At 74.8% G+C, this 22,984-nt stretch carries 16 protein-coding genes; 7 read left to right on the top strand and 9 right to left on the bottom strand.

Going from position 1 to position 22,984, the window contains the following annotated elements; genetic code table 11:
- Nucleotides 1–3: 3 nt before the first annotated feature.
- From EV376_RS09450 to EV376_RS09440, 3 genes are all read right to left on the bottom strand, one after another.
- Nucleotides 4–414: a hypothetical protein gene (locus EV376_RS09450; protein ID WP_486482566.1), complete on the bottom strand. Its 411-nt coding sequence runs from the start codon at nt 412–414 to the stop codon at nt 4–6.
- Between the two features lie 157 nt (nt 415–571).
- The gene (locus EV376_RS09445; RefSeq protein ID WP_130321797.1) at nt 572–3,082 is read right to left on the bottom strand and encodes a bifunctional FO biosynthesis protein CofGH; all 2,511 of its coding nucleotides are present in this window, start codon (nt 3,080–3,082) and stop codon (nt 572–574) included.
- A 150-nt stretch (nt 3,083–3,232) separates the two neighbouring features.
- Nucleotides 3,233–4,123 carry a hypothetical protein gene (locus EV376_RS09440; RefSeq protein WP_130321795.1) on the bottom strand — a complete coding sequence of 297 codons (891 nt, stop codon included), beginning with the start codon at nt 4,121–4,123 and terminating at the stop codon, nt 3,233–3,235.
- A gap of 99 nt (nt 4,124–4,222) precedes the next feature.
- On the opposite strand from EV376_RS09440, the gene cofD reads away from it, so the two are divergent.
- Both cofD and EV376_RS09430 read left to right on the top strand, forming a co-directional pair.
- Nucleotides 4,223–5,170 (top strand): 2-phospho-L-lactate transferase, encoded by a 948-nt coding sequence (gene cofD / locus EV376_RS09435; protein WP_130321793.1) that lies wholly within the window; start codon nt 4,223–4,225, stop codon nt 5,168–5,170.
- Entirely contained in the window at nt 5,167–6,255 is a 1,089-nt protein-coding gene (locus EV376_RS09430) for a coenzyme F420-0:L-glutamate ligase (RefSeq protein WP_130321791.1), read from the top strand. The genes cofD and EV376_RS09430 overlap by 4 nt, the downstream gene beginning before the upstream one ends.
- A gap of 125 nt (nt 6,256–6,380) precedes the next feature.
- Here EV376_RS09430 and EV376_RS09425 read toward each other — a convergent pair whose 3' ends face one another.
- The gene (locus tag EV376_RS09425; protein WP_130321789.1) at nt 6,381–7,373 is read right to left on the bottom strand and encodes a winged helix-turn-helix domain-containing protein; all 993 of its coding nucleotides are present in this window, start codon (nt 7,371–7,373) and stop codon (nt 6,381–6,383) included.
- A gap of 295 nt (nt 7,374–7,668) precedes the next feature.
- On the opposite strand from EV376_RS09425, the gene EV376_RS09420 reads away from it, so the two are divergent.
- On the top strand, nt 7,669–8,268 hold the full coding sequence (locus EV376_RS09420) for an NUDIX domain-containing protein (protein WP_130321787.1): 600 nt from the start codon (nt 7,669–7,671) through the stop codon (nt 8,266–8,268).
- Here the strand turns inward: EV376_RS09420 and EV376_RS09415 are convergent.
- A complete protein-coding gene (locus tag EV376_RS09415; RefSeq protein ID WP_130321785.1) occupies nt 8,237–9,328 on the bottom strand; it encodes a sugar phosphate nucleotidyltransferase in 1,092 nt (363 codons plus the stop codon). The genes EV376_RS09420 and EV376_RS09415 overlap by 32 nt on opposite strands.
- A gap of 61 nt (nt 9,329–9,389) precedes the next feature.
- Nucleotides 9,390–10,535, bottom strand: a complete 1,146-nt coding sequence (locus EV376_RS09410; RefSeq protein WP_130321783.1) for a glycosyltransferase family 4 protein — start codon at nt 10,533–10,535, stop codon at nt 9,390–9,392.
- Nucleotides 10,536–10,688: 153 nt separating this feature from the next.
- Between EV376_RS09410 and EV376_RS09405 the strand changes: the two genes are divergently transcribed.
- Complete coding sequence (locus EV376_RS09405) at nt 10,689–11,378, top strand: TIGR03089 family protein (protein WP_130321781.1); 690 nt, start codon at nt 10,689–10,691, stop codon at nt 11,376–11,378.
- 127 nt (nt 11,379–11,505) lie between these two features.
- Here EV376_RS09405 and EV376_RS09400 read toward each other — a convergent pair whose 3' ends face one another.
- Nucleotides 11,506–13,515, bottom strand: coding sequence for an acetoacetate--CoA ligase (locus EV376_RS09400; protein ID WP_130321779.1), 2,010 nt, complete (start codon nt 13,513–13,515; stop codon nt 11,506–11,508).
- A gap of 208 nt (nt 13,516–13,723) precedes the next feature.
- A complete protein-coding gene (locus EV376_RS09395; RefSeq protein WP_130321777.1) occupies nt 13,724–14,242 on the bottom strand; it encodes a hotdog domain-containing protein in 519 nt (172 codons plus the stop codon).
- Nucleotides 14,243–14,265: 23 nt separating this feature from the next.
- Between EV376_RS09395 and EV376_RS09390 the strand changes: the two genes are divergently transcribed.
- Nucleotides 14,266–14,913, top strand: coding sequence for a hypothetical protein (locus EV376_RS09390; RefSeq protein WP_130321775.1), 648 nt, complete (start codon nt 14,266–14,268; stop codon nt 14,911–14,913).
- Between the two features lie 117 nt (nt 14,914–15,030).
- On the opposite strand, the gene EV376_RS09385 is transcribed toward EV376_RS09390, so the two are convergent.
- Entirely contained in the window at nt 15,031–16,194 is a 1,164-nt protein-coding gene (locus EV376_RS09385) for an acyl-CoA dehydrogenase family protein (protein WP_130321773.1), read from the bottom strand.
- 250 nt (nt 16,195–16,444) lie between these two features.
- On the opposite strand from EV376_RS09385, the gene EV376_RS09380 reads away from it, so the two are divergent.
- Both EV376_RS09380 and EV376_RS09375 read left to right on the top strand, forming a co-directional pair.
- Nucleotides 16,445–17,872, top strand: a complete 1,428-nt coding sequence (locus EV376_RS09380) for a UDP-glucose dehydrogenase family protein (protein WP_130321771.1) — start codon at nt 16,445–16,447, stop codon at nt 17,870–17,872.
- 162 nt (nt 17,873–18,034) lie between these two features.
- On the top strand, nt 18,035–22,972 hold the full coding sequence (locus EV376_RS09375; RefSeq protein ID WP_130321769.1) for an SCO7613 C-terminal domain-containing membrane protein: 4,938 nt from the start codon (nt 18,035–18,037) through the stop codon (nt 22,970–22,972).
- Nucleotides 22,973–22,984: the final 12 nt, after the last annotated feature.

The following is a 22,984-nucleotide window of genomic DNA, read 5'->3' as shown; positions in this document are numbered from 1 at the left end:
GGATCAGCGCCGCGCGGCGCGCCGCAGCCGGTCCGCCAGGCCGCGGTCGCGTACCTCGATGCGGGACGTGCCGACGAAGACGTCCAGCCTGCCGGTGTCGGCGTCGCGCAGGTGCACGACGATCGGGTCGTCGGCGTTCCCGGCCGCGCCGGGCGCGTTCTGCGCGGAGGACAGGCCCGGCACGGTGAGCGCGGCGGCGCCGAGGGTCGCGCTCGCGGCCGCGGTCAGCGTCTGCCGGCGGGTCAGCCGCGGCCAGCGGAGCTGCGCGGACGACAGTGGACCGCGCCGCCACGGCTGGTCCGGCCGGGAACCGGTGGACTCGGCGGGGATCCCGGACACGACGATCTCCGGACCGGCCTCCGCCTCATCCGCCCCGGGCCGTCCCGACGGGCTGTTGGGCTGATCACTGGTCATGGGCAACCTTTCCGGCGGCGGGCGCGACCGCCCGCGCGGTGACGGGCGGGGCCCGGGCCGGCGAGCGCCGGCCCCGCGGGTGGTCGCCGGCGGCGGTCCTCGCCGTAACCGCCGCCGGCACGCTGGGATACGGCCGGCGGCGGGGAAAGGTTCGACGCTACGCGGAGAGGTGACCGTACGCGGTCGTCCGTTTGCGTGCCGGTCGTCCGGCCGCCGCCGCGATCGCGACCAGCTGCTCCTCGGTACGGGCCGAGCCGTTGCCCGACCCGGCCATGCGTGAGATCGTCTCCTCCATCAACGTGCCGCCCAGGTCGTTGCAGCCGCTGCGCAGCAGCTCGGCCGCGCCCTCGTCGCCGAGCTTCACCCAGGAGCACTGGATGTTGTCGACGCGGCCGTGCAGCAGCAGCCGGGACATCGCGTGCACCACCCGGTTCTCCCGCCAGGTCGGGCCCGGGCGGGCGATCCCGGCCAGGTAGATCGGGGCGTTGGTGTGCACGAACGGCAGGGCGACGAACTCGGTGAAGCCGCCGGTGCGGTCCTGCACGCCGGCCAGGACACGGAAGTGCGCGAGCCACTGCGCGGGATGGTCGACGTGCCCGTACATCATCGTGGAGCTGGACCGGATGCCCAGCTCGTGGGCCGTCGTCACCACCTCGACCCAGGCGGCGGTCGGCAGCTTGCCCTTCGTCAGGACCCAGCGCACCTCGTCGTCGAGGATCTCCGCGGCGGTGCCGGGGATGGTGTCCAGCCCGGCCTCGCGCAGGCCGGTCAGCCACTCCCGGACGGACACGCCCGCCTTGGCGGCCGCCGTGACCACCTCCATCGGGGAGAACGCGTGCACGTGCATCCCCGGCACCCGCGCCTTGATCGCGCGCACCAGGTCGGCGTACACGGTCACCGGCAGCTTCGGGTCGATACCGCCCTGGAGGCAGACCTCGCTGGCGCCCGCCGCCCACGCCTCCTCGGCCCGGTCGGCCACCTGGTCGACCGAGAGCCGGTACGCGTCGGCGTCCCGCTCGCGCTGCGCGAAGGCGCAGAACCGGCAGCCCACGTAGCAGACGTTGCTGAAGTTGATGTTGCGGTTGACCACGTACGTGACGTCGTCGCCCACGGTGTCGCGGCGGACGTCGTCGGCGAGCCGGCACAGCTCGTCCAGCGCCGGGCCGTCGGCGGCGAACAGCGCCAGCGCCGCGTCGGCGTGCCGCGGCTCCAGCAGGGCCGCCGGGTCGTCGGCGGCGAGCCGCAGGCCGGCCCGCAGGTCGTCGTCACCGGCTCCCGGGGGCGCCCCGCCGCCGACCTTGCCGGCCACCGCCGACCAGTCGCCGTAGACGTGGTCGAAGTCGCCCCGCCGGTCCGCCGTCCGGCCGGTGGTGTCGATGGTGACGTGCAGGTCGGTGCGCCCGCCGTACGTCTCGTCCGGCTCCTGCCACGGGCGGCCCACCGGGCGGGCCTCCTCGATCGCCAGGCCGGTCGCCGGGTCCGCCAGGGCGCTGACGTGCGGCAGCAGCCGCGGATCGAGCCACGGGTCGCCGGCGCGAACGTACTCCGGGTAGATCGTCAGCCGCTCGCGCAGCGTGAACCCGGCCTTCTCGGTGTGCCGCGCCAGCTCCTCGATCTGCGGCCAGGGGCGCTCCGGGTTCACGTGGTCCGGCGTCAGCGGGGAGACGCCGCCCCAGTCGTCGATGCCGGCGCGCAGCAGCAGGTCGTACTCGCCGGCGATCAGGTTCGGCGGGGCCTGGATGCGGGCCTTCGGGCCGAGCAGCACCCGGGCCACCGCGACGGTGGCGGCCAGGTCGTGCAGCTCGGCGTCGGGCATCCCGCGCATCGCCGTGTCCGGCTTGGCGCGGAAGTTCTGCACGATCACCTCCTGGAGGTGGCCGTACTCGCGGTGTGCGCGGCGCATCGCGAAGATCGCGTCGACCCGCTCGGCCGGCGTCTCGCCGATGCCGATCAGGATGCCGGTGGTGAACGGCACGTTCACCCGGCCCGCGTCGTCGAGCACCCGCAGCCGGACCGCCGGCTCCTTGTCCGGCGAGCCGTAGTGCGGGCCGCCCGGCTCGGACCACAGCCGCGTCGCGGTGGTCTCCAGCATCATGCCCATGCTCGGCGCCACCGGCTTGAGCCGGTGCAGCTCCGACCAGGAGAGCACCCCCGGGTTCAGGTGCGGCAGCAGGCCAGTCTCCTCCAGCACCGCCACCGCACAGGAGCGCAGGTAGTCGAGGGTGGAGTCGTACCCCCGCTCGTCCAGCCACCGGCGGGCCGCCGGCCAGCGCTCCTCCGGACGGTCGCCGAGGGTGAACAGCGCCTCCTTGCAGCCCTGCTCCGCGCCCTGCCGGGCGATCGCGAGGATCTCGTCGCGGTCGAGGAACGCCGCCGGCAGGCGGTGCGGCACGGTGGCGAAGGTGCAGTAGTGGCACCGGTCCCGGCACAGCCGGGTCAGCGGGATGAAGACCTTCTTCGAGTACGTGACGACGCCCGGCCGCCCGGCGTCGCGCAGCCCGGCGTCCCGGATCGCCCCGGCGACCCGCAACAGCTCGTCCAGCGCCTCGCCCCGGGCGGCGAGCAGGGCGGTCGCCTCGTCGGCGTCCAGTGCCCGGCCGGACGCGGCCCGGCGCAGCGCCCGCCGTACGCTCGCCTCGGTCGGGCCCAGGTCGGTGCGATCAACCATCCGCTCAGCGTAGGCGCTCCGCACCGAGCCCCGCTCGAGCCGATCCCGAGGGTGGGACATCCCACGCCGGCCGGCCGTCGGTGCGCACGAGGTTGTGGCCCGGAGAGCACGACTCCCTCTTGATCACCGCTCGAGTGCGGGACCGGCTCCTCAGCCGTTGGAGGGGTCGATGCGCCGGGTGCGGTTCGGGTCGTCGTCGGGCAGCGCCTGGGTCTCGGCCGGCTGGCGCGGAATCGCCTGGGTGGGGTCGGCCGAGGGCGGCTGTCCGAACGGCGGCGGCGAGTGCGGGGCCGGGTTGACCGGCGGCGTCGGGCCCGGCGTGCCGGGGAACTGCCCGGCCGGCTGGCCGTACGGGGCGCCGTACTGCGTCGGGGCGGTCCAGCCGGCGGACTGGCCGGTGCCCGGCCAGCCGGGCTGGCCCGGGTACTGACCACCGGGCTGGCCCGGGTGACCACCGGGCTGGCCCGGGTGACCACCGGGCTGGCCCGGGTGACCACCGGGCTGGCCCGGCCAGCCCGGTTGGGGCGTGCCGTACACGCCGGGCTGCGGCTTGGGCTTCGGCACGTAGTAGAGCGTGCGCCAGACCCGGTACACCGCGAAACCGGCCGCCAGCAGGAGCGCCAGCCCGGCGAGACGGGTGAGCAGACCGAGGAAGGCGTCCAGCACCTCGCCCTCGGCGAGCCGGCCGAACGACCAGATCAGGAAGGTCAGCCCGCCGAGGACGGCGCTGGCCGCGTACTCGCCGACCGCCACCTGGGTGATCAGTTTCGCCCGGGGCACCACCGGCCGGAGGTGCGTGGCCAGCAGCACCGCCAGCAGCGGCAGGACCACCGCCTCGATGCCGACGAACGCGAAGAAGGAGCTGCCCGCACGTCCGGTGAAGGTGCCGTACCCGGTGGGGATCAGCAGCCGGAGCAGGCCGACGAAGAGGAAGACGGCGTTCGCGCCGAGAAGCACGAACGCGGCCGGCTCGCGCAGCGGCCGGGTCAGCTGGCTGGCCGGCGTCGGTTCGGTGGACGCTGGCTCGGCGGGGCTGGTCACGGTATCCCCCTTCGGGCGGAAGCGGACAGATGCCGACGTGAGCCTAGTCTCCCGGGTGGGCAGCGGACCGGAGGCGGTGCGTAGGCGAGGATGGACGGCATGCGCATCGTGGTTCTGACCGGGGGCATCGGCGGCGCCCGGTTCCTGCTCGGCGTCCGCGCGTACGCCCGGGAGGTCGGCGCCGAGGTGACCGCCGTGGTCAACGTGGGCGACGACCTCTACCTGCACGGGCTGAAGGTCTGCCCCGACCTCGACAGCGTCATGTACGCGCTCGGCGGCGGCGCCGACCCGGAGCGCGGTTGGGGCCGCGCCGGCGAGAGCTGGACGGTGAAGGAGGAACTGGCCGCGTACGGGGCGGAGCCGACGTGGTTCGGCCTCGGCGACCGCGACCTCGCCACCCATCTGGTCCGCACGACCATGGTCGGCGCCGGGTATCCGCTGCACCAGGTGACCGAGGCGCTCGCCACCCGCTGGCAGCCCGGCGTACGCCTGCTGCCGGCGACCGACGACCGCCTGGAGACCCACGCGGTCGTCGACCTCGACGGCGGCCAGCGGGCGATCCACTTCCAGGAGTGGTGGGTGCGGTACCGGGCCGAGGTGCCGACGCACCGGTTCGTGTTCGTCGGCGCGGAGACCGCCAAGCCGGCGCCCGGCGTGACCGAGGCGATCGCGGGGGCCGACGTGGTGCTGGTCGCGCCCAGCAACCCGGTGGTGAGCATCGCCCCGATCCTGGCCGTGCCCGGGCTGCGGGAGGCGGTCACCGACGGCCCGGCGCCGGTCGTCGGCGTGTCGCCGATCATCGGTGCCGCACCGGTCCGCGGGATGGCCGACCGGTGCCTGGCCGTCGTCGGAGTCGAGTGCAGCGCGGCCGGGGTGGGTGGCCTCTACGGCGGACGCTCGGCGGGTGGTCTCCTCGACGGCTGGCTGGTCGCCGAGGAGGACGCGGAGACGGTGGTGCCCGGGGTGACCGTCCGCGCGGTGCCGCTGCGGATGACCGACGAGGCGGCGACGGCGGCGATGGTCCGCGCCGCGGTGGAGTTGACGTGAGTCTGGAGATTCTGCCGGTGCACGGCATCGGCCACGTGTCGGAGGGCGACGACCTGGCCGCGATGATCGCCTCGGCGGCGCCGTGGCTGCGGGACGGCGACGTGCTGGTGGTGACCAGCAAGATCGTCTCCAAGGCGGAGGGCCGCCTCGTGGACGTCCCGGCGGACGGGCCGGAGCGGCTCGCGGCTCGCGAGGAGGTGCTGGCGGCGGAGACCGCCCGGGTCGTCGCCACCCGGGGTGCGACCCGGATCGTGCAGACCCACCACGGCTTCGTGATGGCCTCGGCCGGGATCGACGCGTCCAACGTGGACAAGACCCGGCTGGTGCTGCTCCCGGTCGACCCGGATGCCTCCGCCCGGGCCCTGCGTGCCGCCCTGCGCGAGCGGCACGGCCTCGACGTGGCGGTGATCATCACCGACACCATGGGCCGGCCGTGGCGCAACGGGCTCACCGACGTCGCGCTCGGCGTCGCCGGGATGGCCGCCATCCGGGACCATCGCGGCGAGGTCGACCCGTACGGCAACGAGCTCGAGCTCACCCAGATGGCGGTGGTCGACGAACTGGCCGGCGCCGGCGAACTGGTCAAGGGCAAGTGCGACCAGGTGCCCGTCGCGGTGGTACGCGGCTACCTCACCGCAACCGGGGCGGACGACGGCGCCGGGGCGACGGCCCTGGTGCGGGAGTCGGCACTGGATCTCTTCTCGCTCGGCACCGCCGAGGCGCGGGCCGCCGGCCTGGCCGAGGCCGCCGCCCTGCCGGAGGGCACCGGCCGTACGCCGCCCGACCCGGCGGCCGTCGACCGGGCGATCGCCGCCGTGGCGGACACGGTCCAGCCCGGCACGGTCTTCACCCACGTCACCGATCCGGCGGTACGCGATCGGCTGATCGCCGCGGTACCCGGGTGGCCGGACGGCGCCACCGCCGTGGTGCTCGCTGCCCCGCCGACCCCGGCCGACCCGTTCGGCCTGGTCCGGTTCGGCGCGGACCTGCACCGCCTGCGTACCGCCCTGGCCGCCGAGCGTGTCCCGTCCACCCTCCTCCCGCCCCCACCCGACACCCCCCACGAGGCCGCCCTCGCCCTCTGACCGCACCCCCTCCCGCCACCGCGATCCTGCACTTCGTGCCCCGGCCAGGGCCGGCGCGCCGGCTCGGCACGACGGTCGCCAAGGCACATGTCGAGGGGCCGGAACCGCAGGAGCGGGGCGCGGGGTCACGCGTCCAGGACGGCGCGGCCCAGCGGGGTGATCGTGTGCAGGACGGTGTTGCGGTCGCGCTGGCTGACCAGCAGGCCGGCGTTGCGCAGCACGCTCGTGTGCTGGCTCGCCGCCGCCGCCGAGATGTCCAGGCGGCGGGCCACCTCACCGGTGGTGCAGCCGTCGGCGCTCGCCTCGAGCACGGCGGCCCGGGTGCGCCCGAGCAGCGCCGAGAGCGCCTCCCGCCCGGCGGACGGGCGGCCGTCCCCGCCGCCGGCCGGCACCAACCCGCCCAGCCGGTCCACCGGGTACACCAGCACCGGCGGGAGCGCCGGGTCGAGCAGCGCCACCGGGGTACGCGCGCAGAAGAACGACGGCACCAGCAGCAGCCCACGACCGTCCAGGTGCAGCTCCCGGCTGTCCGGATAGTCGAGGACCTCCAGCGTCCCCGAGTCCCACCGCATCGCGGGGCGCAGACTGCTCAGCAGGCCCTCGACCCCGCCGTCGAGCAGGGCGCGGGCCCGGCGGCTCCGGTCCGCCTCGACCGCTGCCTGGATCCGCGGCCAGTACGGGTTGATCGCCAGCTCACGGTAGTGCGCCATCGACCGGGTCAGGTGGCCCAGCGCCTCCGGCTCGCCCCGGGCCAGCGCCGACGCCGTGGCGGGCAGGGGGTTGGCGGCGGCGAGCACGGCCAGGTCGCGGCGCAGCATCGACACGGGTGTGCTGCGTACGGCGTCGAGCCCCGCCTCGAAGCCCAACACGCTGGCGTACGGGGTGAGGAAGTCGGGGAAATAGCCGCGCGGCGGGTTGAGGGCGAAGAGGAGTCGCACCTGGTCGGACGTGTCGTGACTGAGCCGTTGAGCCACACTCCGCCGCCAGGTGGACATCAGCGGGTCGCGGCTGCGCCCCTGGAGCAGGTGCAGGCTGAGGACCAGCTCCCAGAGCGGGTCCGGGGCCGGTGCGACGCGGGTCCGGAGGATGTCCTCGCCGGTGAAGTGGATCCTCAACATCGGGGCGCTCCTGTGCCGCCGGCGGAGGGGACGCCGGTGGCGTTTCGCACTCTACCTGGGCGGCAGTTATCACCACCTTTAAGCCTGAGCTGAAAATCCTCGACGCCTCCCCGACGGGTTCGGCATGCTTCCAACTGCCTGGGACGAGCACAGCGGTGCCGCGTCGGGGGCAAGGGGGGCCGGTTGACGACCGGAGCGACACCACGAGGGTCTGCGGGCTACGCGTCCGCGGAGGTGCCGCCCGGTCGCCGCCGTGCGTTACCGTCAGGCGCGCACGGATGGAAGGAAGGGCCCGTTGTCAACGCCTGACGTCGCAGAAGCCCCCCTTCTCGACAACGAGCTGCACGCCGACGCCGTGGCCGTGCTGCGCGCCTGGATCCCGACCTCGACCCCCGCCGCCGAGGCCCGGGACCGCACGCTCGACCTGCTCGCCGCCGGGCCGGTGGCGATGACCCGGGCGCACCGGGCCGGCCACGTCACCGCGAGCGCGCTGGTGCTCGACGCCACCGGCTCCCGGGTCCTGCTCTGCCTGCACGGCAAGTTCCACCGCTGGGTGCAGCTCGGCGGGCACTGTGAGGCCGGCGACCGGGCGCTGGCCGAGGCGGCGCTGCGCGAGGCGACCGAGGAGTCCGGCGTGACCGGGCTGCGGATCGACCCGGTGCCGATCGACGTGGACATCCACCCGGTCGGCTGCCAGGGCGGTTCGTTCCACTACGACGTACGCTTCGCCGTCCTCGCGCCACCGCACGCGAAGGCCCGCGTCAGCGCGGAGTCCGAGGAGCTGGGCTGGTTCCCGCCGGACCAGCTGCCGGAGCCGCTGGCCGGCGGGACGGCCCAGCTCATCCGGCCGGCGCTGGCCGCACTCAGACGAGCCCCTCTTCGCCCCGCTCCTTGAGCTCGTCCACGATCTTCTTGACGTCCTGCGCGCGTTCCCGCGGGCACACCAGGAGCGCGTCCGGGGTGTCGACCACGATCAGATCCCGCACCCCGACGGTGGCGACGAGCCGGCCCGAGTGCGGGACGACCACCAGGTTCGCGCTGTCCCGCAGGATCACGCCGGGCTTCGCGTCCCCGCCCAGCACCACGTTGCCGTCCGCGTCCGCCGGCAGCACCTCACCGAGGGTGTGGAAGTCGCCGACGTCGTTCCAGCCGAAGTCACCGGGGACGGTCGCCACCTTCCCCGCGGTGGCCGCGCCCTCCATCACCGCGTAGTCCACCGAGATCTTCGGCAGCGTCGGCCACACCGTGCCGAGCACCTCGTCCTGCTCCCCGGTGCCCCAGGCCGCGGCGATGGCGGCGATGCCCGCGTGCAGCGCCGGCTGCTGCCGGGCCAGCTCGGCGAGGAAGATGTCCACCCGCCAGACGAACATGCTGGCGTTCCACAGATGCCGCCCGGACCGCAGGTATGCCTCGGCCACGTCGGCGCTCGGCTTCTCCTTGAACTCGGCCACCGGCCGCAGCGGCCCGTCCCCGACCGGCTCGCCGGTCGCCAGGTAGCCGTAACCCGTCTCGGCCCGGGTCGGGGTGATCCCCACCGTCATCAGCAGGCCCTGCTCGGCGCCGCGGGCGGCCTGGTGGACGGTCTCCCGCCACCGCTCCGCGTCGCCGATCAGGTGGTCGGCCGCGAACGAGCCCATCACCGCCGTCGGCTCGCGGCGGGCGATCACCGCGGCGGCCAAGGCGATCGCCGCGCAGGAATCCCGCGGCGACGGCTCGACCAGGATGTTCTCCTCCGGCAACCCGGCCAGCTGGCGCGCCACCGCGGTGACGTGCGCCGTGCCGGTGACCACGAAGGTGTGCTCCGGCGTCGTCAGCGGACCGAGCCGGTCCACGGTCGCCTGGAGCAGCGACGCGGCGGACCCGGTGAGGGGATGGAGGAACTTCGGGTGCCCGGCGCGGGACAGCGGCCACAACCTCGTGCCGCTGCCACCCGCCGGGATGACGGCGTAAATCACCCGGACATCATGCCCGACCCCGGGGGGCGGGGCCGGGCGGTCACCGGGACGTACGTCCTCGTCACGACCGGGCCCGGGCCCACGCGGCGATGTGCACCTCGGCGCTGGACTCCCAGGTGAACTCCTTGGCCCGGTCGAAACCGGCCTTGGCGAGCGTCAGCCGGCGCTGCTCGTCGTCGAGCAGCGCGGCCAGGTCGGTCGCGATCTGGTCGGCCGCCTCACTGGTGTACGCGACCGCGTCGCCGCCCACCTCCGGCAGCGAGAGCCGGGGCGTGGTCAGCACCGGCGCGGCGCACGCCATCGCCTCCAGGATCGGCAGGCCGAAGCCCTCACCGTACGACGGGTAGGCGGCGACGAGCGCCCCGCCGAGGAAGCCCGGCAGGTCGGCGTACCGCAGGTAGCCGGGGCGCAGCAGCCGCAGGTGCGACGGGACCTCGGCCACCGCGTGGTCGATCTCGTCGTCGTGGCCCTGGCCACCGGCGACCACCAGGGCCGGCGGATCGGGCCGCTCCGCCACCGCCCGGGCCCAGCCCCGGATCAGGTTGGGGACGTTCTTGCGCGGCTCCTTCGCGCCGAGGAAGGCGACGTAGCTCTGGTCGCCGAGGCCCAGCCGGGCCCGGACCCGGGCCTTCTCCTCCTCGCTCGGCGCATGGAACGCCGCGTGGTCCACACCGTGGTACGCGACGTCGATGCGGGTCGGGTCGGCGTCCAGCAGCCGGATCAACTCGTCCCGGGTGGCCTTGCTGGGCACGATCACCCGGTCGGCGCGGCGCAGCGAGGTCTTGATGGCGCTGCGGAAGAACGTGCGGCGGGACTTGTCGTAGTGCTCCGGCTCGGTGAAGAAGGTCGCGTCGTGCACGGTCACCGTGACCGGACATCCCGCACGCAGCGGACACGTGTAGAAGGGCGAGTGCAGCACCTGCGCGCCGACCTGCTGGGCCAGCAGCGGCAGGCCGGTCTGCTCCCAGGCGAGCCGGGCGGGACGGTGCGCGACGGCGGCCGGCGCGGGGACGATCTCCGCGCCGGGCAGCATGCGCGAGTAGCGCTCGAGATCGGTGCGGAGGCTGACCACGGCCAGCTCCACGCCCGACCCACACACCTTTCCGAGCGCACCGAGCAGGCCGTCGACGTATCTACCGACGCCGCCGCGATCGGCGGGGACACTCGTGGCGTCGATGAGCACGCGGGGCGGGCGACCGGCGGTCACGGGGCGACTCCTTGAACTGGCGGATCTGTGGGGAACAACACTCCGGGGGCAAGCCTACGCCGGGCCCGGGGGGAGACGGTGACTGCGACCCGACGGTACGCCGACTTGTCATCGCCCTCTTCTACGAGCGGCGTGCGCGTATCGTTCGCGCCGATGGCCGACAACATTGCCCGGGTCCTCGCCGACACGATCGCGCCCGACCCGACCCGACCGCTGCTGACCTGGTACGACGACGCCACCGGCGAACGCACCGAGCTCTCCGGCGCAACCTGCGCGAACTGGGTGGCCAAGACGGCCAACCTGCTCGTCGACGGGCTCGGCCTCGGTCCGGGCGACACGGCCGGGGTGCTGCTCCCGCCGCACTGGCAGACCGCCGCCGTACTGCTGGGGTGCTGGTCGGCGGGTCTCACGGCGGTCGACACGCCGGGCGATGTGGACGTCCTCTTCGTCGCGATCGGACGCGTGACCGAGGCGGACGGCTGGTCGGCCGGGGACCGGTACGTCCTCGCGCTGGACCCGTTCGCCCTGCCGATGCGGCAGGTCCCGGCGGGGTTCGCCGACTTCGGGTCGGAGGTCCGAACGCACGGCGACCACTTCACCCCGTACGGCGGACCGGGGCCGGAGGACGCGGAGCTGCTCGCCCGCGCGGCCGCCCGCGCGGCGGAGCTGGGTCTCACCCCCGGCGCACGGGTGCTGGTCGACGTCGACCGGTACCCCGACCCGGTCGACTGGCTCCTGGCCCCGCTGACCGCCCGCGCGTCGACGGTCCTGGTCGCCAACGCCGACCCGGCCCGCCAGCCCTCCCGAGCCGCCACCGAACGCACCACCCTGACCCTGCCCTGACCCCGCCCGCTCCGCGGCGATCATGGCGTTGTGGTGGGCGATCAGGTGGAGTTCGCCCCCTTTGTGGGGCACCACGACTCCATGATCGACCCGGGGTGCGGGGGGCGCGGGTGGGGGGCGGGGTGGGTTAGGCGGGGGTGGGGTGGTTGTTGGGGGCGCGGCGTTGGGTGGCCAGGGTGGCGAAGGCGGTCAGGGACTCCGGGTTGGCCAGGGCGCCCTTCGCGGCGGCCCGGTCGACCGGGGTGCCGGTCAGGATCTTCTTGACCGGGACCTCGAGCTTCTTCGCCGAGAGGGTACGCGGGACGGCACGGACCTGGTGGATCTCGTCCGGCACGTGCCTCGGTGACAGCGACGTGCGCAGCTCGCGGCAGATCTTCGCGCGCAGCGCGTCGTCCAGTTCGAGGCCCTCCGCGAGCACCACGAAGAGCAGCAGCTCGCCGGCACCGCCCTCGTCGTCCTCCAGGTGGACGACCACCGAGTCGACGACCTCGTCCAGCCCTTCGACCACCGAGTAGAACTCGGCGGTGCCGAGGCGGACGCCGCCCCGGTTCAGGGTGGCGTCGGAGCGGCCGGTGATGACGCAGCCGCCGCGCGAGTTGATCGTGATCCAGTCGCCGTGCCGCCACACACCGGGGTAGACGTCGAAGTAGGCGTCCCGGTACCGGCTGCCGTCGGCGTCGTTCCAGAAGCCCACCGGCATGCTCGGCATCGGCTCCGTGATGACCAGCTCGCCCAGCTCGCCGATGACCGGGGTGCCGTCGGCCGACCGCGCCTCCACCTTCGCCCCGAGCGCCCGGCAGGCGATCTCGCCCGCGTAGACCGCGAGCAGCGGCGACCCGCCGACGAAGCCGGTGCAGACGTCGGTGCCGCCGGAGAGCGACTGGAGCTGGAGGTGGTCACCGACCGCGTCGTACACCCAGGTGAAGCCCTCGGCCGGCAGCGGCGCGCCGGTGGAGCCGACCCCGCGCAGCGCGGACAGGTCGGCGATCTGCCGCGGTACCAGACCGGCCTTGCGGCAGGCCAGCAGGAACGGCGCGGAGGTGCCGAAGTACGTCGTCCCGGTCTCCTCCGCCAGGCGCCACAGCGCACCGAGGTCGGGGTGGCCCGGGTTCCCGTCGAACAGCACGATCGCCGCGCCCACCGCCGGCCCGGAGACCAGGAAGTTCCACATCATCCAGCCGGTCGTGGTGAACCAGAAGAACCGGTCCGCCGGGCCCAGGTCGTGGTGCAGGGCCAGCATCTTCAGGTGCTCCAGCAGGATGCCGCCGTGGCCGTGCACGATCGGCTTCGGCAGGCCGGTCGTGCCGGAGGAGTAGAGCACGTAGAGCGGGTGGTCGAACGGCACCGGGGTGAAGGTCAGCGGCTCGTCGGTCGGCGCGGCGAGGTCGGCCCAGGCGATCGCGCCGTCCGGAGCGGCGGAACCCTGGCCGTCGGCGCCGGCCGGGTCGAGGTACGCGATGCCCACGGTGTGCTCGAGAGACGGCAGCGCGGCCCGGATGGCGGCCACCTCGGCGCGCCGGTCGACCGGCTTGTCGCCGTACCGGTAACCGTCGACGGCGACCAGGACCTTCGGCGCGATCTGCTGCCACCGGTCGGTGACACTGCGGGTGCCGAACTCGGGCGCGCACGAGGAGAAGATCGCGCCGAGGCTGGCGGTGGCCAGCAGCAGCACGTACGTCTCCGGGATGTTCGGCGCGTACGCGGCCACCCGGTCGCCGGCGGTGACGCCCAGCCGGCGCAGCCCGGCGGCGACCCGGCGGACCTGCTCGCGCAGCTCGGCGGCGGTGAGGGTGACCGGCGGACGGGTCTGCCCGTGGGCGATCACCACCGGGTCGTCGTCGGCCTTGCCGGGCATGCGCAGCACGTTCTCGGCGTAGTTGAGGGTGGCGCCGGGGAACCAGCGGGCGCCCGGCATGACCCGTTCCCCGAGCGTGGCCGCCGGCGGGGTGTGCGCCACGACCTCGAAGTGGTCCCAGATCGACCGCCAGAAGGCGTCCAGGTCGGTGACCGACCACCGCCACAGCTCGTCGTAGTCGGCGAAGTCGAGCCCCCGGTGCTCGCGCAGCCAGCGCAGGTAGGTCCCGACCCGGGACCGCTCACGGACGTCCGCCGGCGGCGTCCACAGCACGTCACCCATCGCTCCACCCTCCCTCGCGGCCCGGCGCGCGACACCGTGCCTGGGCCGTGGCGCCATCTTGCCCTACCTCGAGCGCCATTCTCCGCACCCGTCCGCCGCCGGCGCACGGGCGGGGGCCACATGCCCGGCCCGCACCCTGTGTGGTCCGACCCCGGCCCCCGCCGGGCGTCGGGCCCACCGGCGTCCGGAAGACGCCCGTCCGCACCGCTCAGCCGCCGCGGTGGGCCTGGATCGCCCGGCGGCGGGCCAGCCGGTGGGCGCGGCGGATCTCCGCCTCCCGGTAGCGCCGCTCGTCCTCGACCGTCTCCGGCAGCACCGGGGGAACGGCGCGGGGGCCGCCACCGACGTCGACACCGACGAAGACGAGGTACGCGGTGGCCACCCGCACCGGTACGTCCTCGGCCGAGTCCCACCGTTCCGCCGTCACCCGGACCCCGATCTCCATCGACGTCTGCCCGGTCCAGTTGACCTGGGCGTACGCGTGAACCAGATCGCCCACCCGGACGGGCTCGGAGAAGACGATCTCGTCGATCGCCGCGGTCACCGCCGTCCCACCGCTGTGCCGCGCCGCGGCGGCCCCCGCCACGTCGTCCACGAACTTCATCAGCACCCCGCCGTGCACCGTGCCGTAGAGGTTGACGTCGACCGCGGTCATGATGCGGCTCAACGTGACCCGGGAGTACGAGGTCGGCCGTCCCGGCGGAGTGGTGGAGGGATGCTCGGTCATGTCGGAGACGGTACGGTGCGCGGATGCGACATCTGTGGAGCTTCCTCGCCGGTCTGGTGGTGGCACCCGTCACGTGGGTTCTGGTCACTCTCGGTCAGGACGGGTCGGCGCGCACCGTCGACCGCTGGGTGGAGGTCGGTAGGTTCAACTCGGCCAACCTGATCGAGCCGGCCGTCTGGCTCATCGTGGGTGGCGTCGTGCTCGGCCTGCTCGGCACGCTGCGCGTCTCACCGCTCGGCCCGATCGTGGCCGGGCTGCTGCTCGTCACCCCGTACGTGGGGCTGTTCGTCTCGCCGTTCTCGGTGCGCGACCGGATCCCGGAAGGGTGGGGGTTCCTCGGCGACCCGCTTCCGCTGCGCCTGCCGGTGGAGAACGGGACGCTGTTCCTGATCGGCCTGCTGCTGCTGATGGCCACGTTCAGCCGCCAGCGCTGGCGGCCCTGGCCACGGCCGGCCGGAGCGGAACCGCCCCCGGTGGAGCCGGCGGAGCGCAAGGACCTCCCGCTCACCGACTGGTCGCCCGCGTCGGACCGGGACACCGCACCGATGACCCTCGGATACCCGGACCCCACCCCCACCGATCCGCTGCCACGGCGGACGGGCGGCGAGTCGCCCTGGTCCGCGCCGCCCCGCGGCGCCAGCCGCTCGGAGGACACCACGGAACTGCGCTGACCGGCCCGATGTCCGTACCGGCGCCCCCGCCCACCCCTCGCGGGCGGACCGGGGGCGCCGCTGACTGTCCGGCACGGCGACCACGCCGGCCGACGGACGGGCCGCGCCGGCCGGCCGTCAGCCCTTGAGCAACTGGCGGGCCATCACGATGCGCTGCACCTGGTTGGTGCCCTCGTAGATCTGGGTGATCTTGGCGTCCCGCATCATCCGCTCGACCGGGTAGTCGCGGGTGTAGCCGTAGCCGCCGAGCAGCTGCACTGCGTCGGTGGTGATCTGCATGGCGGCGTCGGAGGCGAAGCACTTGGCCGCCGCCCCGAAGTACGTCAGGTCCGCGTCGCCGCGCTCCGAGCGGGCCGCCGCGGCGTACGTCAGCTGCCGCGCCGCCTCCAGCTTCATGCCCATGTCGGCGAGCATGAACTGGATGCCCTGGAACTCGGCGACCGCCTTGCCGAACTGCTTGCGCTCCTGCACGTACCCCGTGGCGTAGTCGAGCGCACCCTGCGCGATCCCGACGGCCTGGGCGGCGATCGTCACGCGGGTGTGGTCGAGGGTCCGCATGGCGGTGGCGAAGCCGGTGCCCTCGGCGCCGATCATGCGGTCGGCCGGGATGCGGACGTTGTCCAGGTAGACCTCGCGGGTCGGCGAACCCTTGATGCCGAGCTTCTTCTCGGGGGCGCCGAAGCTGACCCCGGGATCGGACTTCTCGACCACGAACGCCGAGATGCCCCGGGACCGGGTGGACGGGTCGGTCACGGCGAAGACCGTGTAGAACTCGGAGACCCCGGCGTTGGTGATCCACCGCTTCACGCCGTTGAGGACCCAGTGGTCGCCGTCGCGGACCGCGCGGGTGGTCATCGAGGCGGCGTCGCTGCCCGCCTCCGGCTCCGACAGGCAGTACGAGAACATGGCGTCGCCGGCCGCGACGGGCGTCAGGTACTTCCGCTTGAGCTCCTCCGACCCGGCCAGGAGCAACGGCATCGTGCCGAGCTTGTTGACCGCCGGGATCAGCGAGGACGACGCGCAGGCCCGCGCCACCTCCTCGATCACGATGGCGGTGGCCAGGGCGTCCGCGCCGGCACCGCCGTACTCGACCGGGATGTGCGGCGCGTGGAAGTCGGCGGCCCGCAGCGCGTCGTAGGACGCCTTCGGGAACTCGCCGGTCTCGTCGGCCTCGGCGGCGTTCGGCGCCACCTTGGCCGCACAAACCTCACGGACCGCCTCCCGGACCGCCTGCTGCTCATCGGTCAGCCGGTAGACGTCGAACGATTGCTCTGCGGCCATGTCGGCCCCTCTCCTTCACCGCTATCATGCGCAGTCTGTAACGTCACCCTGGCCGGAGACCGCGCAGACTAGAGGATAGCCACCACGGTTAAGGCGATGTTACCGCCGCGTAGGTTATGGGACGTCCCGCACGCCCAGCCTGGCGACGACACGACAAGACAGTACGAAACAACCCCTCCGGTGCCCCGGGCAGGCGCCGCAGCAGCAGGATGCGACGCGTACGCGGCGCCAGTGCGAGCGGAGAACAGGCGTGACGATCCCGTACCCGAACACCCAGCCGATCCCGCCGATCGGTGCGGTGACCCCCCCGTCCGGCGCCTCCCGCCCCCGGGTCACCTTCCTCGGCACCGGCTACCTCGGCGCGACGTACGCCATCTGCTACGCGGAGCTGGGGTACGAGGTGCTCGGCTTCGACGTGGACGCCGACAAGATCGCCACGCTCAACGCGGGCCAGGTGCCGATCCACGAGCCGGGCCTCGACGAGCTGCTCAAGCGCAACCTCACCGCCGGGCGGCTGCGGTTCAGCACCGACATCGCCGAGGTGGCCGACTTCGGTGACGTCCACTTCATCTGCGTCGGCACCCCCCAGCGCGCCGACGGCATGGGCGCCGACCTGTCGTACGTCGAGGCGGCCGTCACCAGCCTGGCCCAGCACCTCACCCGCAAGGCCCTGATCGTCGGCAAGTCCACCGTCCCGGTCGGCACCGCCGAGTGGGTCGAGCAACTGGTGAGCAAGCACACACCGGTCGACCTGGGCGTCGAGGTCGCGTGGAGCCCCGAGTTCCTCCAGGAGGGCTTCGCCGTCGACGACGTGCTGCGCCCCAACCGGATCGTGGTCGGCGTCAAGAGCGAATGGGCCAACGGCATGCTCTACGCCGCCCACAAGGGCGTCTTCGACCTGGCCGCCACCGAGGACCGCGAGGTGCCCCTGGTGGTCACCGACTTCGCCACCGCGGAGCTGGTCAAGGTCGCCGCGAACGCCTTCCTCGCCACCAAGATCTCGTTCATCAACGCGATGGCGGAGGTCTGTGAGGCCGCCGGCGGCGACGTGACCCACCTCGCCCGGGCGATCGGCTTCGACCCGCGCATCGGCAACCGGTTCCTCCAGGCGGGGCTCGGCTTCGGCGGCGCCTGCCTGCCCAAGGACATCCGGGCCTTCCAGGCCCGCGCCCAGGAGCTCGGCGCCGGCGAGGCGCTCCGCTTCCTGCACGAGGTCGACCTGATCAACCTGCGCCGCCGGACCCGGGTGGTCCAGCTCGCCGCCGAACTGCTCGGCCGCCGCTTCGGCCCCGCCGGCCCGGACCTGTCCGGCACGAGGATCGCCGTGCTGGGCGCGACCTTCAAGCCGAACACCGACGACGTCCGCGACGCCCCGGCCCTCGCGGTCGCGTCGCTGCTCCGCAAGGCCGGGGCGGACGTGCACATGTACGACCCGCAGGGCATGGAGCGGGCCCGCGCGGTGGCCCCCGAGCTGACCTACGAGCCCGGCATCAACGAGGCGGTCACCGGCGCGGACCTGGTCTGCGTCCTGACCGAGTGGGCCGACTTCCGCAACGCCGACCCGGTCGCCCTCGGTGAGCTGGTCGCCGGCCGCAAGGTGGTCGACGGCCGCAACTGCCTCGACCCGGCACTGTGGACGCAGGCCGGCTGGGCGTACCGGGGCATGGGCCGGCCCTAGCCGGGAGCAGGCCGCCGACGGCCGGTCGCGGGCGCTCCGCGGCCGGCCGTCCCCGCGTACGGGGCGGACACCACCTCCGGACCCGCCGACAACTGTCGAAATCCACGCCGGCATTGGGCATGCTGCGACAGTGGGAGTCCACAGTGCGGGTGGAGGGGTGTCGTGGCGAGCTTTCAGTGCTCCTCGTGCGGCCGGGAGATCAAACCGGCCGTCCGCTGCCCGCACTGCGGGGCGGAACAGCCACAGTGGCTCGAACATCTGGCGGAGATCGAGCGGTCCATCGCGGAGATGAAGGCGCGCGACGCCGAAATCGCGCGCGAGCAGCGGCAGATCGCCGCCAAGATGCAGGCCGCCCTGTTCCAGCGGGACATCCTCGCCCACGCCGGCGAGGAGCGCCTCAAGCAGGCGACCCGCCCACGCCGGGTGCTGCGCCGCCGCCCGGGCCGCCGACCGCCGACCGCCGACACCGGCGCGCCGCCCCGGGTGCCCCGGCAGGGCAGCCCGCCGGGATCGGACACCCCGCCACCCCCGCCCACGACCGCCACCTGGCTCGACGCCGACGACCCGGAGCACCCGCCGGAGGCCTCCAGCCGCGAGGTGCAGAACATCCCCCTCGGGCTCGGCGCGCTGCTGCTCGGCGTCGCCGCGGTGGTCTTCGCCGCGGTCGCCACCAGCTCCATGGACGCGCTCGCCCGGCTCGGCGTGCTGGTCCTCGCCACCGTGCTGATGCTGCTCGCCCCGCCGATCCTGGCCCGGCGGGGCCTCACCTCCACCGCCGAGACGGTCTCCGCCGTCGGTTTGCTCCTGGTGCCGCTGGCCGGCTACGCGCTGTGGGCCGTCGACCGCATCGGCAACGGGGGCGCGTCCGGCGCCGTGTTCGCCGGAACCATCTTCGCGGTGACCGCCGGGGTGGCGTTCGCGTACGCCGGCTGGACCGGGCTGCGCGCTCCACGGTTCGCCACCGTGCTGGCCGCCCAGCCCGTCCTGCCGCTGTTCGCGTACGACCGGATCAGCGGCCCGACGGGCTGGGCCGCCGTGCTGACCCTCGTGGCCGTCCTCGACCTCTGGCTGGCCGGCACGGCGGTCACCGTGGAGCGACCGGTCCGCCGGGACCTGCCCGAGCCGCCTCCCGCACCGCCGACCGTCGCCGACGAGGGGCCGGACCGGCCGGACGACACCCCCGTGGCGCCCCGCCAACGCCGGGGGGAGACCCGGCCCGAGACCGCCCCGGAGGAAGCCGGCGAGGTGCTCGGTGGCGTACCGGACGCCGCCGCCCCGGACACCCGTCCGGTGCCGTGGCTACGCGAGCTGACCTTCGGGCTGCACGCCGCCGCGGCCGTGGTCGCCCTCGCGTACGCCGTCACCGCGCTGGTGCAGGCCACGACCGTGCCGGCCGCGGTCGGCGCGGGCGCGGCGCTGCTGCTCGCCGCGGCGGTCACCTACGTCGGAACCATGGCGCTGCGCAGGCCCCCGCTGCCCGAGGTCGGCGCCGGCATCCTCACCCTGGCCGTCATCGGCGCGCTCAGCCGGATCGTCTCGGTCGCGCTGCCCGGCCGGTCACTGCTGTTGATCGCCGCGGTCATCGCGGTCACCGGGCTGGCCGTACGCGCGCTCCCGGAGACCGCCCGGCGTGGTCCGCAGTTCGCCTCGGCCATCGCGCTGACCGTGAGCGGCGTCGTGGTGGCCGGCGGTGCGCTGCGCGCCGGGGTGGCCGCGGTGCGGGCCGCCCTGCCGGCCTGGGCCGCCGACCTCGACCGGTATCCGGCCGAACTGGCCGCGGCGGCCGGCCCGGCCACCGGGCAGCTCGCCGCGAGCGCCCTGCTGCTGACCGTGGCCGCCGTGGTGGCCCTGCCACCGGAGATCCGCCGGGAGTTCGCGGTGGTGGGCGCGGCGCTGACGGCGCTCGCCGTCCCCGCGTCGTTCGGGCTCGGGTGGGCGGCGGCGCCCTGGCCGTTGGTGGCCGCGGCGATCGGCATCGGGGTGGCCGGCCTGTCGGCGCGGACCGAACGGGCGGCGGTGGCGCACGCCGCGACCGCCGCCGGCGTGGGGCTGCTCGGCACGGGAGCCGCCCTGGCCCGGCCCTCGCTGACCGCCGCCGTCCTGCTCACGCTCTTCGCCGCGGGGGCGCTGGTGGCCGCGGCACCCCGGGTCCGGGTCGCCCCCGCACCGGCCGACACCGTGTCCGCCTGGGCCGCCGGGGGCGCGGCGTTCGCCCTACCGGGCGCGGTGGCGGCGTTCGTGACGGCGACCGTGCCGGCCGGGACCGCCACGACGCCGGCCGACCTCCGCGACGTGACCGTCCCGGTGCTGGCCGCGAGCTTCCTCGCGGTCTGCGTCACCCTCGGGTACGCGGCGATCGTGCAGGTCTCCCAGCGGCATCTCCCCCTCCCCCTGGCCGGGGGCGCGGGCCTCGGCGCCCTGGCCGTCGCCGCGGCCTCGTTCGGAGCGCCCGGCGCCACCGCCGCGGACGCCTGGGTCGGCGCACTGCTGCTGGTCGCCGCGGTCCTTCTGTTCCTCGCCCCGTCCATCGACGCCGGCCGGCGCTCCGACCTCACCCTCGACGGGTCCGACCTGGCCGCCGCCGCGGTGACCGCCGCGCTGATCGCCACCCTGGCCCGGGTGGCCGCCGTCATCGCCCCGGGCGGACAGCTGGCCGTGGCGGCCGGGCTGGTGCTGGTCGTCGCCGTGGCCGCCCGCGCCCTGCCCGCGGACTGGCGGCGCGGCCCGATCCTCGGTCTCACCCTCGGCGGTGTGCTGATCGGGCTGCTGGCCGGCTGGTCGGCGCTGCGGGGTGGCCTCGGCGTCCTCGCCACCCCCGGCCCGATCTGGGCCGGCGACCTGAGCGGTTGGCCGGCCGCACCGACGGGCGGCTCGACCTGGCAGGCGCCGGTGGCGCTGGCGCTGCTCGCCGTCGCCGCCGCCCTGCTTCTCCCGCCACCCTGGCGGTACGACGTGTCGGGTGCGGCCGTGGTCCTGGCCGCCATCGGCGCCCCGGCCGCGTTCGCGCTGCCGTGGTGGTCGCCGGTGCTGGTGGGCGCGGCCGTGGCCACCGCGTACGGCATGGCGTCGGTGGCCTCCGTCGACCCGCGCGCCGCGCTCTCCCGGGCGGTCGTGGCCGGCGTGGTGGCGCTGCACGCCGCCGGTGCCGGCCTCGTGCGGCCGTGGACGACCGCGCTGGCCCTCGGCAGCATCGCGCTGATCGGGATGGTGGTGGCGGCGCTGGCCCGCACGCTGGCCACCCCGCTGGTGGACGACATCGAGGTCGAGGGGATGCCGTCGCACCTGGCCCAGATCGGCGGGGCCGCGACGGGGGCCGCGCTGCTCGCCCTGCCCGGCGCGGTGGCCGCCCTGGCCGCCGAGTTCGGCCACTCGCCGCAGGTGGTGCTGACCGCCGCCCTGGCCGCGTCCAGTCTCGGCCTGGCCGCCGTGGCCGCCGCCCGCCGCCGGGTCCCGCAGTACCTGCCCTGGGCCAGCGCGGCGGTGGTCGGCGGTGCCTCGGTGAGCGCGCTCGCCGCCGTACCCGCCGGCCTGCCGGTCGGTGTGTACGCCGCCGCGGCCGCTCTGCTCGGTGTCCTCGCCGAACTGGTCCGCGGCGCGACCGAGCCGCCGGCGCGCGCGGCGGCCCCGGCACGGCGGTGGACGGTGCTCCTCGACGGCGCCCTGCGGCGGTTCCCCGAGCCGGGCACCCGCCGCTGGCGGGTCAGCCCGGCCGCGGGAGCGCTCGCCGCGGCCGCCCTGCCGACCGTGCTGGCGCTCGTCTCGCTCGCGCCCGCCCTCTACGTGGCGCTGGTCGAGCCGCAGCGCACCCTCGGCCGCATCTGGCAGGGGCCGCCCCCGGAGCTTCTCGCGCCGCCACACGAGGCGGCGGACCCGACCCACGTGCTCACCGCGCTGCTGCTGACCATCACCGCGGCGCTGGCCGCCGTCGGCTTCAGCGGGGGCCGCCGCAGCCGGGCGGTGCCGGTGGTGCTGCCCGGCACGGCGGTGACCCTGCTGATCACTCCCGTGGCGCTGAACCTCGGCTGGCGGGCGAACACGCTCGCCGCTCTGGCCGTGTTCACCATCGCCATGCTGGGGCTCGCGCTCACGCCCCCGCCGGCCCTGGTGGAGCGGGCCCGCTCGGTCCGCCTGGCCCGGGTCCTCGTCTTCGTCATCGGCCTCGCCGCGGGCGGCGCGGGTCTGGCCGGCAGCCTCGCCACCCGCGAGCTGACCCTGTTCACGCTGGGCGGAGCGGTGGGCGTCGGCACGATCGCCGCCCTCTTCGGCACCACCCAACGCGCCCGCATCCTCGGCTGGCTGTTCGCCTCCCTCATGGCGCAGCTCTTCGTCCTCACCGCCGGCCTGGTCGCCGGCCTGGCGGCGGTCTGGTCCGCCTTCGGCGTCCTGGCCGTGGGCGCGGCCCTCCAGGTGTTCGCGGCCACCCTGCCGCGCCTGCGCCGCCCGGAGGCGCAGCGCGAGGCGGCCACGGTGGAGTGGAGCGGGCACGCGGCCGCACTGATCGCCCTGGCCCTGGCGTACGACTCGCCCCGGCACATCGCCGCGCTGCTCGCCGCCTGGGGTGCCGTCCTCGGCGTGGCGGCGGCCCGGCCCGCCCGCCATCCGGTGGAGCGGAGGATCCTGTTCTGGGCGGTGGTGATCTGCGAGATCACCGCCTGGTGGATTCTGATGCGGGTGGCCGACGTGGCGCTGCCCGAGGCGTACACGCTGCCGTTCGCGGCGCTGGCCCTGCTCGTCGGCGTCCTCGAGCTGCGCCAGCACCCGGAGATCAGCAGCTGGGTGGCGTACGGGCCGGCGTTGGTGGCGGCGTTCGTCCCGACGCTGGCGATCGTCCTGGCCACCGACACCAGCACACTGCGCCAGGTGCTGCTGCTGCTCGGGGCGGTGGCCGTGCTGATCTTCGGCTCGATGAGCCAGCAGCAGGCGCCGGTGATCATCGGCGCCACGGTCACCGCGATCACCGCGATCCACGCGCTGTTCAGCCTGGGTCCGTGGCTCGCGCTGATCCCGGTCGGGATCCTCCTGCTGATCCTCGGGGCGAGCAACGAGCGCCGCCGCCGCGCCCAGGAGCGCCTCCAGACCGCCCTGCGCGGCATGCGCTGACGCCTCGGGCAA

The sequence above is a fragment of the Micromonospora sp. CNZ295 genome (assembly GCF_004217535.1).
The sequence above is the reverse complement of the archived record's forward strand: the minus strand, read 5'-3'. Positions and strand labels throughout refer to the sequence as shown.

Coding starts and splice junctions, on each gene's coding strand:
- EV376_RS09405 (WP_130321781.1), top strand. CDS start 10,689: ATGGCCGACAACATTGCCCGGGTCCTCGCCGACACGATCGCGCCCGAC.
- EV376_RS09385 (WP_130321773.1), bottom strand. CDS start 16,194: ATGGCCGCAGAGCAATCGTTCGACGTCTACCGGCTGACCGATGAGCAG.
- cofD (WP_130321793.1), top strand. CDS start 4,223: ATGCGCATCGTGGTTCTGACCGGGGGCATCGGCGGCGCCCGGTTCCTG.
- EV376_RS09445 (WP_130321797.1), bottom strand. CDS start 3,082: ATGGTTGATCGCACCGACCTGGGCCCGACCGAGGCGAGCGTACGGCGG.
- EV376_RS09390 (WP_130321775.1), top strand. CDS start 14,266: ATGCGACATCTGTGGAGCTTCCTCGCCGGTCTGGTGGTGGCACCCGTC.
- EV376_RS09425 (WP_130321789.1), bottom strand. CDS start 7,373: ATGTTGAGGATCCACTTCACCGGCGAGGACATCCTCCGGACCCGCGTC.
- EV376_RS09450 (WP_486482566.1), bottom strand. CDS start 414: ATGACCAGTGATCAGCCCAACAGCCCGTCGGGACGGCCCGGGGCGGAT.
- EV376_RS09395 (WP_130321777.1), bottom strand. CDS start 14,242: ATGACCGAGCATCCCTCCACCACTCCGCCGGGACGGCCGACCTCGTAC.
- EV376_RS09400 (WP_130321779.1), bottom strand. CDS start 13,515: ATGGGTGACGTGCTGTGGACGCCGCCGGCGGACGTCCGTGAGCGGTCC.